At 37.7% G+C, this 14,923-nt stretch carries 19 protein-coding genes; 4 read left to right on the forward strand and 15 right to left on the reverse strand.

Features of this window, described 5'->3' with window-relative positions; all coding sequences use genetic code 11:
* Positions 1–8 precede the first annotated feature (8 nt).
* From spoIIIAG to FLK20_RS18495, 10 genes are all read right to left on the reverse strand, one after another.
* Entirely contained in the window at positions 9–647 is a 639-nt protein-coding gene (spoIIIAG, locus tag FLK20_RS18450; RefSeq protein WP_227995146.1) for a stage III sporulation protein AG, read from the reverse strand.
* A complete protein-coding gene (gene spoIIIAF, locus FLK20_RS18455; RefSeq protein WP_227995148.1) occupies positions 644–1,270 on the reverse strand; it encodes a stage III sporulation protein AF in 627 nt (208 codons plus the stop codon). Before spoIIIAF ends, spoIIIAG begins: the two co-directional genes overlap by 4 nt.
* A 6-nt stretch (positions 1,271–1,276) precedes the next feature.
* On the reverse strand, positions 1,277–2,446 hold the full coding sequence (gene spoIIIAE, locus FLK20_RS18460) for a stage III sporulation protein AE (RefSeq protein WP_152658107.1): 1,170 nt from the start codon (positions 2,444–2,446) through the stop codon (positions 1,277–1,279).
* 78 nt (positions 2,447–2,524) lie between these two features.
* Positions 2,525–2,917 carry a stage III sporulation protein AD gene (gene spoIIIAD, locus FLK20_RS18465; protein WP_152658066.1) on the reverse strand — a complete coding sequence of 131 codons (393 nt, stop codon included), beginning with the start codon at positions 2,915–2,917 and terminating at the stop codon, positions 2,525–2,527.
* Between the two features lie 58 nt (positions 2,918–2,975).
* Entirely contained in the window at positions 2,976–3,176 is a 201-nt protein-coding gene (gene spoIIIAC, locus FLK20_RS18470; RefSeq protein ID WP_042534715.1) for a stage III sporulation protein AC, read from the reverse strand.
* Positions 3,177–3,232: 56 nt separating this feature from the next.
* The gene (spoIIIAB, locus tag FLK20_RS18475; RefSeq protein WP_152658067.1) at positions 3,233–3,745 is read right to left on the reverse strand and encodes a stage III sporulation protein SpoIIIAB; all 513 of its coding nucleotides are present in this window, start codon (positions 3,743–3,745) and stop codon (positions 3,233–3,235) included.
* Positions 3,714–4,667 (reverse strand): stage III sporulation protein AA, encoded by a 954-nt coding sequence (gene spoIIIAA / locus FLK20_RS18480; RefSeq protein WP_152658068.1) that lies wholly within the window; start codon positions 4,665–4,667, stop codon positions 3,714–3,716. The genes spoIIIAB and spoIIIAA overlap by 32 nt, the downstream gene beginning before the upstream one ends.
* A gap of 223 nt (positions 4,668–4,890) precedes the next feature.
* Positions 4,891–5,448 (reverse strand): elongation factor P, encoded by a 558-nt coding sequence (gene efp, locus FLK20_RS18485; protein WP_152658069.1) that lies wholly within the window; start codon positions 5,446–5,448, stop codon positions 4,891–4,893.
* Positions 5,449–5,516: 68 nt separating this feature from the next.
* Positions 5,517–6,578 (reverse strand): M24 family metallopeptidase, encoded by a 1,062-nt coding sequence (locus tag FLK20_RS18490; RefSeq protein WP_152658070.1) that lies wholly within the window; start codon positions 6,576–6,578, stop codon positions 5,517–5,519.
* An 83-nt stretch (positions 6,579–6,661) separates the two neighbouring features.
* The gene (locus FLK20_RS18495) at positions 6,662–7,168 is read right to left on the reverse strand and encodes a YqhR family membrane protein (RefSeq protein ID WP_227995153.1); all 507 of its coding nucleotides are present in this window, start codon (positions 7,166–7,168) and stop codon (positions 6,662–6,664) included.
* A gap of 400 nt (positions 7,169–7,568) precedes the next feature.
* Here FLK20_RS18495 and FLK20_RS18500 point away from each other — a divergent pair, with 400 nt between their 5' ends.
* A complete protein-coding gene (locus tag FLK20_RS18500; RefSeq protein ID WP_152658071.1) occupies positions 7,569–7,952 on the forward strand; it encodes an SA1362 family protein in 384 nt (127 codons plus the stop codon).
* A 314-nt stretch (positions 7,953–8,266) separates the two neighbouring features.
* Here FLK20_RS18500 and FLK20_RS18505 read toward each other — a convergent pair whose 3' ends face one another.
* The 5 genes from FLK20_RS18505 to FLK20_RS18525 all read right to left on the reverse strand — a co-directional run bounded on the left by FLK20_RS18505 (position 8,267) and on the right by FLK20_RS18525 (position 12,732).
* Entirely contained in the window at positions 8,267–9,160 is an 894-nt protein-coding gene (locus FLK20_RS18505) for a patatin-like phospholipase family protein (protein ID WP_370453213.1), read from the reverse strand.
* 237 nt (positions 9,161–9,397) lie between these two features.
* Positions 9,398–10,273: a helix-turn-helix domain-containing protein gene (locus FLK20_RS18510; RefSeq protein ID WP_152658072.1), complete on the reverse strand. Its 876-nt coding sequence runs from the start codon at positions 10,271–10,273 to the stop codon at positions 9,398–9,400.
* Between the two features lie 440 nt (positions 10,274–10,713).
* Positions 10,714–10,911, reverse strand: a complete 198-nt coding sequence (locus FLK20_RS18515; protein ID WP_152658073.1) for a hypothetical protein — start codon at positions 10,909–10,911, stop codon at positions 10,714–10,716.
* Positions 10,912–11,132: 221 nt separating this feature from the next.
* Complete coding sequence (locus FLK20_RS18520) at positions 11,133–11,600, reverse strand: SRPBCC family protein (RefSeq protein ID WP_152658074.1); 468 nt, start codon at positions 11,598–11,600, stop codon at positions 11,133–11,135.
* 208 nt (positions 11,601–11,808) lie between these two features.
* The gene (locus FLK20_RS18525) at positions 11,809–12,732 is read right to left on the reverse strand and encodes a manganese-dependent inorganic pyrophosphatase (RefSeq protein WP_152658075.1); all 924 of its coding nucleotides are present in this window, start codon (positions 12,730–12,732) and stop codon (positions 11,809–11,811) included.
* Between the two features lie 373 nt (positions 12,733–13,105).
* Between FLK20_RS18525 and FLK20_RS18530 the strand changes: the two genes are divergently transcribed.
* Genes FLK20_RS18530 through FLK20_RS21735 form a run of 3 tightly spaced genes read left to right on the forward strand, consistent with a single transcriptional unit; the run spans position 13,106 to position 14,848 of the window.
* Complete coding sequence (locus tag FLK20_RS18530; protein ID WP_152658076.1) at positions 13,106–13,570, forward strand: DinB family protein; 465 nt, start codon at positions 13,106–13,108, stop codon at positions 13,568–13,570.
* Entirely contained in the window at positions 13,563–14,681 is a 1,119-nt protein-coding gene (locus FLK20_RS18535) for an NAD(P)/FAD-dependent oxidoreductase (protein WP_152658077.1), read from the forward strand. Before FLK20_RS18530 ends, FLK20_RS18535 begins: the two co-directional genes overlap by 8 nt.
* A gap of 26 nt (positions 14,682–14,707) precedes the next feature.
* Positions 14,708–14,848, forward strand: a complete 141-nt coding sequence (locus FLK20_RS21735; protein ID WP_194165683.1) for a hypothetical protein — start codon at positions 14,708–14,710, stop codon at positions 14,846–14,848.
* Positions 14,849–14,923: the final 75 nt, after the last annotated feature.

Raw genomic sequence — 14,923 nt, forward strand, 5'->3', positions numbered from 1 at the left:
TTACCTCCTTAATTTTTAGGCATCACTGAAATTTTATGTGAAGGGACATCTAACACTCTGGATACTGCTTCAATGACTTGACTTTTCATCGATTGGCTTTCCAAACCTTGTGCAACAATAAATACCCCCCGTACTTCCGGCTGTTTTGTTTGTACAAGTAAAGGGATTTCCTGATCCCCTTGACGGTAAAGTACGACCTGATGATCATCTGTCTGATCCTCCACTACTCTGGAGCCTCCATTTCGATCTGTTTCATCTGTCGTTTGCTGTCCTGTCGTTCTATTTTTTTCATACACATGCTCGCTGGTAGCTTCTAAATTAATCATGACTTCCGTTTCGGAAACACCGTTCATTTGATTCAGCATGCCGGCCAGCTGCTCACCTAATTCATCTTCCAGTTCTTTCACTCCATCATCTGCAGCTTCTGACGCTGTCTCTTCCGAAATTTCTATCTGCGAATCGTCATAAGGAGCGGGCTGGACCTCCTGTTCCGGTTTTAATACATTACTGATAATCATAAATAGAATCCCTACTAACCCTAAAATGACAATAAATCCTATTTTTTTAGATGGTTGTTTTTGTTCTTTTCCTGAAGCTTGTTCCCTATCTGTGGTCTGTTTTAAAAAGTGAGTTAGTTTATTTTTCAAAGTCCCTCTCCTTCCCAATAGACCGTTATTTCTTTCTCCTCAATTTCCCAAATCTCTTTTAAAAGGACCTCGATCTCTTGTAATAATTCATCTGCTTGCTCTTCCTCCTCATTGCCCCATTCAATAACAACATCTTCAACCGTATTCATCGCTCCTTCCCCTGGCTCTGATTCTGTTATATAAACAATGACCTCTGTCAGCTCCTCATAGGATACGGAGTCCGTTACAGAAAATTGGAAATCAATAGAGGCAATCTCTGCATCAAATTCCTCTCTCAAAGAATCAGCCGCTATTTTTTCCAATTCAATAGCCATTTGTTCTAAAATATATGCATCTTGTCCACTTTCTATTTCTCTTTTTTCTAAATCGATTTGATTTTCTATCGAGGGCTGTCCGTGAAGCTGGCTCTCTATATTGTTCATCGAGCTTGATATCGCTGAATTTATATCCGTATTAAACAAATAAAAAACAGGCTGAAGCAGAATCAAAATTAAGATTAAACTAATGGCCAGCCGTACATATTTTTGCAGGTGATTCGCTGGAATAAGCAAATCAATCACAGAGGCCAGAATAATAAATAAAATGATCTGTGTCACCCAGTCTGTAAATATATCGATTCTCATCAACCCCTATCTCAGTAAGACGGTCAGATTACTTGCTGCAACAATAATAACAATCCCCAGAAAGAACATCAGAGACACAGCCAATAGACAGGCCAGAATAAATAAAATATACGTACTCACTGTATTTAAGCACTGTATAATCGGCCCCCCGCCAATCGGCTGCAATATGGCAGCTGCCAGTTTATAAATAATTGCAATAACGCCTACTTTCAAAGCGGGAAAGGCGACAATAAATAAAATAATAAACAGACCAATCATCCCGACTGCATTTTTTAAAATAAGCGATGCACTAAGAATCGTATCTGCGGCATCTGTAAAGGTCCGCCCTAATACGGGTATAAAATTTCCTGTTACAAACTTTGCTGTTTTCATCGCTACTCCATCTTGAATTGCTGTTGCTGTACCCTGGACAGAAATAACTCCCAAAAAAATAGTTAAGAAAATACCGAGACTTCCAACTGCAACATTTCTAAACAGATTCGCTAAATGCGTTACTTTAAAATGACTGTTCAAGCTGCTGATAATCACCAGCATGGCGGAGAGGAACAATAAGGGCAGGACAAAGGCTGAAATAAACACACCACTAAAATGAATAAAGAAAATGATAATCGGATGAAAAAACGAGACAGAAATCACATTTCCAAAGCTCGCCATCATCCCCAGTACGAGTGGAAGAAGTGCAATCATAAAGCTTTGCATCGTATCTATAGCTTCTTTTGTATAGGAGGTCGCCAGATAAAAACTATTCAATACAATAAACAATAAGACGAGAAAAACAACAAAATAAGCAACCTTACTGACTGTTGTCTGTTCAAAAGCTGACTGAATCGACTGTAGAACAACTGCAAATAAAGTCAGCATCAAAAGCGTTCCTAAAAGCTTCCCATTAACAATCAGTTCATGCAGAAGATAGCGTAAAAAATACAGCAGAATATCCTGAATCGAAAAGTTATTTCCATTCTTAATCCATTCATAGATACTAATTTTTTGTAAATCAGGCAGGTTATCACCATATTCCATGATTAACTGATCCCAATAGGATTGAATCTCATCAAGCGAAATCTCATCTAATAAGGTATTTTGCAGCGTCTCTTCTTCCTCATCCGTCATCGGGGCATCCACAGCTTGAACGGCAACCGGATTTCCTTGAATAACAATAAAGGCAATGAATAGCATGCAAAGCACTCGGAGCAGTCTGGCAGGTATTCTGAACAATTTGGATACTCCCTTTCCCGGCCTCGTTTTCTTCCGTCATCAAACATTAGGGATAAAACCGATAATTGCTTCAATGACCGCAGTAATAATAGGAACCGCGAGCAGTAAAATAAATATTTTTCCTGCTAATTCAATGTATTTTGATACAGAATTCAGACCGGCATCCTTGGTTAGATGCGCACCGATTTCAGCAATATAGGAGATACCGATAATTTTTAAAATCGTTGTCAAATAAAGCCCTTGCACATTAGCCTGGTCGCCAAGCCTTTGAATGGTTTCAAATATTAATTGGATTTGCTGAATAATGGAGAAAAAGATTACAATGCCTGTAATAAGAATAATTAAAAAAGCAATGGAAGCATGAACCTCTTTCAGAAGGATATATAATATGCTGGCTAGTACACCTAAAATCGTAATTTGGAGAATATCCATATCCAATCTCCTTATAAGGGATGTTCAAAAATAATACGGCGAATTTCTGAACCCGTAATTAAAATAGAAATACAGATCTAATTTGCTGAAATAAATCGGAGAGTCCATTCACTACAATGAGCAGAACGAGTATAAAACCGATTAATGTGGCAAATTGTGCAATTTCCTCCTTGCCCATCTGCTTTAAAATCGTATGGATAAGCGCAACAATAATGCCGATACCAGCAATTTGAAATAGAATTAATGCATCCACAAACATATCCTTGCCCCTTCCCTAATGCCATCAATTTCCCTTTAAGAGGATATTCACGCATTTTAAATAAATAAAAGCGCTAGAAAGATACCGCATAGAAGTCCTAACACATTCGACAGCTTCCCATACGTTTGAAAACGTTCGGTGGCATTTTTCCATTGCTCTTCTAAATAAAGATTTGTTAATTTTAAGTGTTTTTGCTGTTGCTCTATATCATGCTGACCAAGTGTTCTGCCAAATTGAATCAATATTTCCAGCTCGCTTTGTTGCAGGGAGGATCTTCCAATTAATCGTTGCGCACATCCTTGCCATATGTCATCGAAGTCTTTTTCCTTATTTTCCAGATCCTTCGCCAGCTCTAGATAAAATAGAGCAACTGGACCTCGTAATTTCTTACCAATTATTTGAAATGCTTCTTGTAACGGAACTTGACTATATACCATTTCCGCCTCTAAAATCTGAAGTGATTGTAATAATAATTGAATATGCCTGGGGCGCTGTTTTAATGCTTTGCCCCATTCCCATCCAAGTGCTGTAGACATACTAATTAAAAGCAGCACGCCAATCCACTTCAATGTCACCACCTCTTTGCTTGAGACTGATTTGCTTCCCGTCTCTGTCAAAAGCATTGATAAGCTTCCCAATTCTTTTTCCTTGTCCTAAGAGTAAAAAGCGCTCAAAAATGGATTCCTGTAATATTTTTTGGATCGATAAACGCCGGTACAAATCAGACATACTTCCTGCATGCAATGTGCAAATAACTTTCACACCTGCCTGTGATGCCTCAATAATCGCTTCCACATCCTTGTCCGTGCCGATCTCATCAACGATTAGAATATCAGGGGATAACGTCCGGATAGCCATCATCATTCCTTCTGCTTTAGGGCAGGCATCTAACACATCTGTCCTCCCCCCTATATCATGCTGTGGAACCCCGCGGATCGATGCAGCTATTTCTGAGCGTTCATCGACAATCGTTACTTTTTTCGAACGATTCAGATCAGATGCACTGGCTATCTGCCTGCAAATATCACGTATCATCGTTGTTTTTCCAGACTGCGGAGCACCAAGAATCATGGTATGATAATACGCACCGTCATAGATATAAGGCATCAGCATATCTGCACAGCCTTTTTTTTGCTTGGCAATACGAATATTAAAAAAGGATACCGGCTGAATTGCTTTTACTTTTTGATCTGCTGTAATAATTCCCCCTGCAATGCCGACACGGTGACCGCCTTCAATCGTAATAAATCCATTACGCAACTCTTCTTCCAGCCGATATAAAGAATATTCACTGAGCTGATTCAATATATAAACAGCTTCCTTTTTATCTGGTAATGGCTTGTCCAGCCAGCAAACAGAGGAATCAAAAATAAATTCTATTTTTTGATGAATACGTACCCGGATTTCCTGAAGCTGAGACCAGCGATGACCTACGAAGTCGTTTATCCGGCCTTGATATGATGGTGGGAAAAGCCGCAAAATCTCATTCATCCTAAAACCTCTTTTCCTCAAAAATACATCTTTAGCTGGTTTTACTTAGAGTTATATGATTTTAAAATGAAATTATGCGCTGGATATATTTCTTGATAATAAAAAAAAGCAGTCGCCTCATGAGAAGCAAACTGCTTGTTTTTTATGCAATAAATAATTATATAAGCTTTCCACCAATTATCCTTACTTCGAGATGGTCACGTTCCGCATGGAGCACTAAAAACTATGCTCTGGAAACGTATTTTCCATCTGCTGTATTAATAACGAGAACATCTCCTTCGTTAATAAAGAAAGGAACCTGTACCGTATGCCCTGTTTCTAATGTAGCTGGTTTGGAGCCGCCACTTGCAGTATCTCCTTTAATGCCAGGCTCTGTTTCTGTTACAGCAAGCTCAACGTTGTTTGGAAGATCAACGCCAATGATTTCCCCTTGATAACTTACCACGGAAACCTCCATATTTTCTTTAATAAATTTCAATTGCTCTTTGATTTGGCTTGCAGGAATTTCAATTTGTTCATACGTTGATGTATCCATAAATGCATGAGCATCGCCGGAAGCATATAAATACTGCATTTTGCTATTTTCGATATGTGCTTTACCAACTTTTTCTCCGCCACGGAACGTTTTTTCCTGAATGTTTCCATTACGCAAATTACGCAGCTTTGAACGAACAAACGCCGCACCTTTACCTGGTTTTACATGCTGGAATTCCATTACTTGCCAAATATCATTATCTACCTCAATCGTTAAACCTGTCTTAAAATCATTTACTGAAATCATATCTTTTCCTCCTGTGCCCTTGGTTATTGTGCGTGTTTTAACAACCTCTTAAGAGGTTGTTCACGCGCTTATAATTGGATTAATTCTTTTGGAGCAGATGTCAGCCGCTCGTTACCCTCTTCTGTAATAACGATATCATCCTCAATACGGCAGCCGCCCAGTCCCGGTACATATATTCCAGGCTCGACGGTAACTACCATTCCCGGCTCTAATACTGTTTCTGACCGGGTAGACAGTCCGGGACCTTCATGTACTTCCATTCCCAAAGCGTGACCTGTTGAATGACCGAAACGATCGCCAAACCCTTTTTCCGTAATATAATCTCTGGTTAAAGCATCTGCTTCTTTCCCGGTCATACCGGCTTTCGTTCCTTTTACTCCACGAAGATTCGCCTCTAATACTATATCATAAATTTCACGTAACTCTACAGAAATTTCTCCAACAGCTACTGTTCTTGTGATATCAGAGCAATAACCATCATATAATGCACCATAATCCAGTGTCACAAGCTCGCCTTCCTGAATTTTTTTAGTGGATGCTACACCATGCGGTAAAGCTGAACGTAAGCCTGAAGCTACAATCGTGTCAAAGCTTGATGAAGTCGCACCCTGTCTGCGCATAAAAAACTCCAATTCATTCGATATATCTATTTCCGGCACACCAGGCTCGATAAACGATTGAATATGTGCAAATGCGTCATCAGCAATTTTCGCAGCTTTTTTCATAATCTCCAGCTCATCCGGTGTCTTAATCATACGCAACGCTTCAATGATTCCTTCTACAGGAACTAATTCCTGGGAAAATTGACTTTGATACACTTCGAATTGGCTGTAAGTTGTATAGTTTTTCTCAAAAGCTAATCTTTTCACACCAAGCTTATCGATTTGTTTGGCAATTTCTTGATTCATCCCTTGTTTATGCTCAACAATCTCAAATGCTACCGCCTGCTCAGCCGCTTGTTCTGTATAACGAAAATCTGTAATAAATACAGCTTTATCTGCTGTAATTAACGCTGTTCCAGCCGTCCCGGTGAAATTGGTAATATAACGTCTGTTATATGGACTATCGATCATTATCGCATCGACTTTACTTTCTTCTAGTTTTTCACGCAAACGATCCAGTTTCGTCAAAACGGTTCATCCTCTCCAAAAACTTAAGTATCATAAATCATTTTATCATATATAGGCGAAGTTTGAATAACTTCAGAAGAATTCTAGCTTTTTTTGATCATATCTTCTGTTTGCTTCGAGTCCATATAATCATAGGAGATGGAATATCCGATGAATGTTCCATATAAAATAAACAAACAGATCGTTGTTACCCAGGTATTCAATGACCATTCCATGACAGATGGTATATCACTAAATATCGGCCGGAATAAAAGAAACAGGAGCGCCCATAAAATAAAGCCGTATATGATCCCCATCCACATATACTTTATTTTTTTGAAAAGCAAATAATATAAAAAAGCCACAAGCAAAGAGACTACTCCAGCCAAAATAGTTGTTATAAAAATACCCAGCCAAGTATCTGTCCAGGCATTAGATACCCAGGACGTTAAAAGATAGGCCTTGGGATGAACCTCCAAAAAATTAAAATAATACATGGCACTTGCAATCAGACTGAATACAATTCCACCGATAAAGCCTGTATACATCGATTTTTTTAATACAGATTCTTCATTATCATTTATTTGCTGTTTCTTTGACATACGCCTCATTGTTAAACACCTCCACCCTCTAGTATGACCAAATACAGCAACGAGTATGATAAAGTGAAAACTCATCCATCAAGGCCTTTCTTTTCATCCCCCATTTAGAAATGACAGGCTTTTTTATTTCTTGATGCGGGAGTCTTACAAAAGCTCTTCGATGGGGCGGGTAATCGCAAATGTTTCCGATGGGTCGAGTAATCGCAGTCCCAGTCATTTACACTGCGATAAAATCAGCTTTCTCATAATCTGTGGGAATATTTTTCTTGAAAAGAGGGAATAAATAAGTAACAGGAGAGAAGCTTCTACAGGACGTGGGCAGGCTGAGCAGAAGTTCCTTAACAGACATACTCTAGCAGGATATGGTAAAATAAAAGCATAAATCATGTGTGAGAAAGGAGGATTTCAATTGAGAAATAAAGCAGTATCTATTTTTGTTTATGTCATTGTTGCTTTTGCGGCTTTCGGATTATTTACACAGCTATTTGGAAATACAGTCGCATTTCTATCAAGGCTATTAATTTCGATTGGAATAGGGGCAGTTATTTTTGGATTGGTTTATTTCCTTCTCATACGTAGGCAGCAGCCTTCCGGACGGCAGCGGGATAATATGAAAAAATATAAGCAGGCTGTGAAACAATCTAAATCGAAGTATGGTCACCAACAGTCTGCAAAATCAGCCGGATCAGCTTATCAGAAAACAAGTCAAAAGAAAAGAAATCCTAAAAAGGCAAGTCATTTACGTGTTATTGAGGGGAATAAAACGAAGAAAAAGAAGCGTGTATCTTCATAAGCTTAAATGAGTTGTTATATGTTATATTGTTGAAGGGGGCTTCCGGATTTAAGCCCCTTTTTCATGGCAATAAAAACAGATTAATATATGGTTTTCCTGTATAACACCTTCTAAAAAACCGTTATGACAGTAAATATTTTTCCCGCAAACGCTGCATATACCTACAAATTCCTTTTCTATCTTAAGTCCTCCCTGTGTAAATCTATTGTTTTTGCTGATTTTATGAACGCTTGATTTAATTTGTTATTTCAACTTATATAGATACAATTACTTTATCTATTTCCAGTACTATATCATCAAATCTTTTTAAACCATTAACCGCTCCATGTACGCAAAAATTTCTCGCTGGATTCTTTTCCAATTTGTCGCAGCTTCTCCCTGCTTTCCTCTGTAATATTAAAATTCATGGAATTCTGTTCAGGGGCAGGAACAAAAATAATATGATTTGATTGATGCTTTGAAATATAACGGTTATCATGTGCCTGTTTCATTGTTGCAAAAAGGGAAGGAAACATTTGGAGTGCATTTCTGATTTCCCGTGGTTCAACAGATGCAGCAGGATCGGTTAATTTCACTCCAATCACTGGACGAGCTTGTTTCTTCTCAGCTTCAGAAAAAATCCACAGTGGAAAATTACTTAACAGGCCGCCGTCTACTATCACACTTTTACCTTTATTTTTACCTTGTATTCTTTTTGGCATGAAAAAGTATGGAAAGCCTGCACTCATACGAATAGCTGCTGCTACTGAAAAGGTATCCGGATGAAGTCCGTAAACACGTTCTAAATCATCCGGAATAACAACTAATTTCCCTAAAGATAAATCACTGACCACCACCTTTAATGCATCCGGTTTTAAATCACTAAATTGATATATATTCCGCCTGGCTAACACTTCCTTCAGCCACGCTTCCAGCTTTTCTCCTTTATATAACCCTAATTGAAAATAGAGAAATAACCACTTTGTTACCGGCACTAATTTTGATAATAACGGCGGATCAGCCAAGCTTTGAACATCTAATATTTTCATTAATTCGTTAATATCCTTACAGTCATAGCCTGCAGTTAAAAGCGCTGCTATAATAGCTCCGGCAGAAGTTCCGGCTGCACGTTCTACCTGCAGATTATTCTCTTCCCAGGATTCCAGCACGCCAACATAAGCAAAACCCTTCACGCCCCCGCCTGAAAACACAGCATCAATTTTCATCATCATCGCTCCATCCTGTATAGGTGCTTATTGATTTATACGTTTACCGGCTTGTTTATTATGCTTTTGGGGCAATTAAAAAGGACTGATCTTCATTCAGTATGCTCTGAATCAATTCCAGCCGTTTAACAATAAGATATTTAAACCCTGAGAAAAAGCCATCACTCTTTAAAAATGGATGGTTTAAAATATCTCTATATAAAAACTCACAAAAACAATAATTCAATATACAATATGATTTTATTTATTATTTATCTCAACCAAGCTTTCTAATTTTTCATTTAATGTATTCACCATAGTGGTATTTTCTTTAATTTTAAATAAGGTAAGAGCAATTTGAATATATTTTATTCCATCTTCTATTTGATTTAATTTGATCAGGTTATTCCCCAGCTGGTAGTAACAATCCGGAAGAAAATGCAGTGTATTTTTATTGGTACAAATGGAAACAGCTTTCAAACAGTATCTTTTGGAATCATTATATTTCCCTAAATACGTCAAGGTTTGTGATAAACCAAAAAGAAGCTTTAATTCTGTGTAGAAATCATCAAAACCTTTTACTTTATTCAATTCATCCAGTGCCTGTTCATATAACCGAAGTGCACTTTCGTAATTCCTTTCTTCCTGATACATAATAGCAATACTTATTTGAATATTAATATTTAATAAGATATCATCATCATTTTCATCTTCTACGATTAATTCTTTCAGAAACTGCACACTTTCTTCCAGTCGATTCGATAAATAATAGTCTGAAATTGCTTGATGCCATTGTAAATATCGCTGCTCATAAGAAGTGATTGTATTTTGTTGTAATTCATTTTCAGCAATATATTTAATAGAAGCGTAATTTCTCTGTTCTTTTAATTGATTTATCATATTTTTGATCTCATTAAAATGCCCATTATTTTTTTCTGGGCTTGATCCAAAAAAATAATTCATGTCTACTAATAATTTTTGGCTTATGTTAAAGAGAACGAGACAGGATGGATTTAATTGACCTTTCTCTATGTTACTAATCTGGGCCTGTGTACAAATGCCTGATGCAAGCTCTTGCTGCGTAAAACCTAATTCCCGCCGCCTTTTTTTGATATTTGCCCCTATATTTAGCTCCATGATCTACCTCCATTTTATTAACTGCAATAATGTATTAGATTTAAGATTTAGCTAACGGTGACTGCCTGATTTTTCACCGAAATAATTAATGCGTAATTATTCATTATTTATACCATAAAATAATAATTCATTCAATTCAGCAAAGTTCAGTTATATATTATTAATTATAATAGACCATATATTCATTTAAAAATAATCTCATTTTTCAAGGCCTGCCATACGATATCTACACACACTCATTCAGTACCTATCAGAAAAGCAGCGACAATTTAAATAATGATTTTTTATGTATTTTTTTAGACGGTATAAAAAGACTGTAATGAATTCCATAAAGCATGAACTCATTACAGCCATAGTTAATATTTTTAGCCTATTCAATTCAATCATTATCTAATCTCTAATAATTATAGAAAACATAGCAACAATAATACTACAAAGGGCTACCCTTGATTATGATGACCGGGAATATCAGATTCTTCAACGGAATGATGACCAGGGATGTCATAGTTTTCTGAATCATCTATAGAATGATGACCGGGAATATCTGCGAATTGATTCTGTTGATGGCTGGCATGGCTCACTAACACTCCACCACTGATTAAACCGATTAAAGATATACCTAAGAGAAACCTTTTCATACTTTTATCCCACCTTTTATTCGTATGTGATTATAATACTATATTACATCTGTTTATTTATTTAATCAACAAAAAAATTAAATGAATATATTGCTTGTTGATAAAGAAAAATAATACAATAAATGACTAATGATTACGATGCAAAAAAATAAAATCAAAAGCACCAGTTTACATGAATTGGTACTTTTGATTTTAATGGAATTCTATCTTTGTATCATCCTTTATTCTGTAAAACCAGCGAGATTCTCCAGTGTCGATTTTAAACCAATGTCATGATCTTCTTTTCGTATTCCTTCAGGTACATTCTCACAAACGATAGTAACCTTTGTACCCTCTGAAACAGTTTCAAAATACCATTTTTGTATCATCTCACCTGAAAATGCCGGATCCTTAGAATCAAAGTTTACAGATTGTACAATCCGTTTATCTGGAACCAGCTCCAAAAATCTTCCTTGGGTCACATCCGAATTTTCTGAGGTTTTACCCGGATGCGAGTTATCCATTTCGTACGTAAGGGTCATCCTATACGTTCCGCCTTTTCGAGGATCAAAACTATCAATGCGACCTGACATTCCTTTGGGTGGCAGCCATGAAATTAATTCTTCCGGATTTACAAATGCCTGATATATAGTCTGTGGTGATGCTGTAATTACTCTTGATGCAGTATCCGTTCTATCCTTCTTTGACATGAAAAAAGCCTCCTTTTCCTTGAGTTTATCAGATATGAATTTTGAAAATTTCTTTTTAATTGCTAAAAGCTATTTCTTATTAGGTTTAACAATATTAAAACATCCCCTCACCAATCAGGTAAAGGGATGCTTATGACTATATCGTTTATTTTTTCTTATATGTCTTACTTTTATAAAAGGAATGCTTTCAGAGCTCTCGCATTATAATTTAAAACTGCTCTGTTAAAGCTGTCACAATCTGCTTCTTCCGGGAAACCACACCTTTTAATAAAGCACGGTCATTTGCATCTAACGTAGCATGAAAAGCTTTTTCAACATTATCCTTTGCAGATCCTACTGCTAATACTTCTGAATCATTATTCAGAATATCTGTTGCAACAAACAGGAATAAATCTAACCCTTTTTCATTCACTGTCGCTGTAATTTCACTTACTAATTCATCATGATGCTCGTAGATTTCACTGACATCGACTGCATTTACTTGCGCGATTTCTACTTTGGCATCGCCCATCGCAAATTCCTTGGCATCCAATGTAATCAGATCTTGGACTGATTTATCGCTGATATCTGCACCGGCTTTTAGCATTTCTAAGCCGTATTCTTCTAAGCTTACTCCTGCTTTTTCAGCTAATTCATTCGCTGCTTTTACATCTTCTTCTGTGCAGGTTGGTGATTTTAATAATAAAGAATCAGAAATAATAGCAGATAATAATAATCCGGCGATATTTTTATCCAATTCAACATTGTTTTCTTTGTACATCTTGTTTAAGATCGTTGCTGTACAGCCTACTGGCTCCGCACGAAAATAAAGCGGCTCTTTTGTTTGGAAATTAGATACGCGATGATGATCAATTACTTCACGAATCACAGCATTTTCAATGTTATCCGCACTTTGCTGGAATTCATTATGGTCTACTAAAATAACATCAGCGCCATCTTCCAATCCCTGAACAAGTGCCGGTGCTTCTACACCAAATTGATCTAAAGCAAATTGTGTTTCTCCATTTACTTCCCCTAAACGTACAGGACTTACTTCTTCCCCCAGCTTTGTTTTTAAATCAGCATAAGCTAATGCGGAACAAATGGTATCCGTATCTGGATTTTTATGTCCGAAAATAAGTGTTTTTGACATCTTTGATTTCCTCCCTCGACAAACTTTCCATATATAGATTATCATATTTACCGCTCCATGCTCTAGTCCTAATCTTATTTCTAAAGAAAAAACGATAAAGTGAATCTTTAGTCAGGAAAGTTCCTCCTCTTCTGATTCATTAGGTGAATCAACCAGCCAGTTGCTCTGTTAGAAAACTTGGTTGTCACCAAGCCTTTAGGTGGCAACCATAGTTGGGACTGCGATTACTCGGCCCACCGAAAACCATTGCGCTTATGCAGTAAGCAAGTTTATACTTTCTTACCTGCCAAGAAATATTTTTCGCTTTGCTGCGAAATACTGTAAAAATAATCATTATTAGATTATAATTAATCTCATTGGAGGGATTTATGAAATGACAAGAAAACAATTTAATTTAACACGTACTGCTTTACTCACCTTTGCTTCCGAACTGGACGTGAGCACAATTGATGTACAGGCAGACTATTTTAATAATACGATTCGCTGGCATTTAGGCCATACACTCGTAACCATGGAAAAATTCTTATTCCGCTATCCTAAAAAATCAGAGAATATACCCGCAGGCTATGCCCAGCTTTTCAGCTCAGGAACAAGTCCAAAGGATTGGAAAGAAGAGCCGCCCAGCTTAGAAGCATTATTAGAAGCTTTAGAGGTGCAGCAACAGCGTATCAATGAATTTAATGATTTATTTTGGAAATCAAATGTACAGTTTAAAGTCCCGTTCGGCAGTGTGGAAACTCAGGGAGATTTGCTGATTATGCTTGCCTTCCACGAAGCGGAGCATCTTGGCAAGATCAAAGCGATGCATCAGGTTGTTGCAAAGGATAAAAATGAGTAAACCCTATGTTATTATCGGCGGCGGCATTTTAGGTGCCAGCACCGCCTTTTATCTTTCTAAACAAGGTACAGAGGTTATTTTGATTGACCGGCATGATAAGGGACAGGCAACAGATGCTGCTGCCGGAATTATTTGCCCCTGGATTTCTCAGCGCCGTAATAAAAAATGGTATCATCTTGCTAAAAATGGCGCTCACCTATACCCAGCTTTAATAGCTGATTTAGAGGCGCTCGGCGAAAAGGATACAGGCTATAAACAGGTCGGTGCACTCAGTCTGCATACTGATACGGTCAAATTAGACCGCATGGAAGAAAGAGCATATAAAAGACGGGAAGACGCTCCGGAAATCGGGGATATCATCAGACTTCATGCAGAAGAAACATATCAACGATTTCCAATTCTGGATAAGGATTATCAAGCAGTCTTCATTAGTGGTGCTGCAAGAGTTGATGGAAGAAAATTATTGCGATCCTTGAAAAACGCAGCGAAAGCTAATGGTACTGTACTTTTATCTGGAAACGCAGCATTGCATCTGACAGGAAATACGGTAACAGGTGTCGTCTGCAATCAGGAAATGATAGAGGCTGAAAAAGTTATTTTAGCAAATGGTGCCTGGATGAAGGAAACAATGGAAGCTCTGGACATTCCGTTAGATGTCTTTTTCCAGCGTGCTCAAATCATGCATTTGGAAATCCCCGGCTTAAAAACAGCTGATTGGCCTGTTGTGATGCCGCCCGGAAATAAATACTTACTTTCGCAGGAGGACAATCGTTTTGTAATTGGCTCGACACATGAGGATAAGGTTGATTTTGATTATCGGGTTACTGCCGCTGCTGTACAGGAAATTTTAGAGCAGGGACTTGCTATTGCACCGGATTTAGCAGAAGCGACCGTATTAGAAACCCGGGTCGGCTTTCGCCCCTATACGCCTGGTTTTCTTCCAGTTATCGGTGAATTGCCCGGGCATCCCAATATACTACTTGCGAACGGCCTCGGTTCAACCGGGCTAACCATGGGACCCTATCTTGGACAGCAGCTTGCAAAATTAGCTTTGAATCAAGAACTCGATATCATTTTAGATCATTATGACGTGAAATCTGCAATGATATAATAAATGATGAAAAGAGGTGAGCCCATGTGAAGGGATCCTGTGCAGTTATCATTATTATTCTTCTTATCCTCCTGACCGGCTTCTTCACCTGGTTATGGATGCAAGGCTTTAAAAGTAATCAGGAAAGTATCACTGCGTTGATCAATAGCTGGGTTTATCCTGCATAGAAAGAACCGGTTCACTCATTTTGAGAACCGGTTCTTCTCCTTATACGTGTCTATTTTTATTTTTAAGACTTCGAT

Origin of the sequence: Oceanobacillus sp. CFH 90083 (assembly GCF_009389585.1) — a bacterium.
Classification (GTDB): domain Bacteria; phylum Bacillota; class Bacilli; order Bacillales; family Amphibacillaceae; genus Oceanobacillus.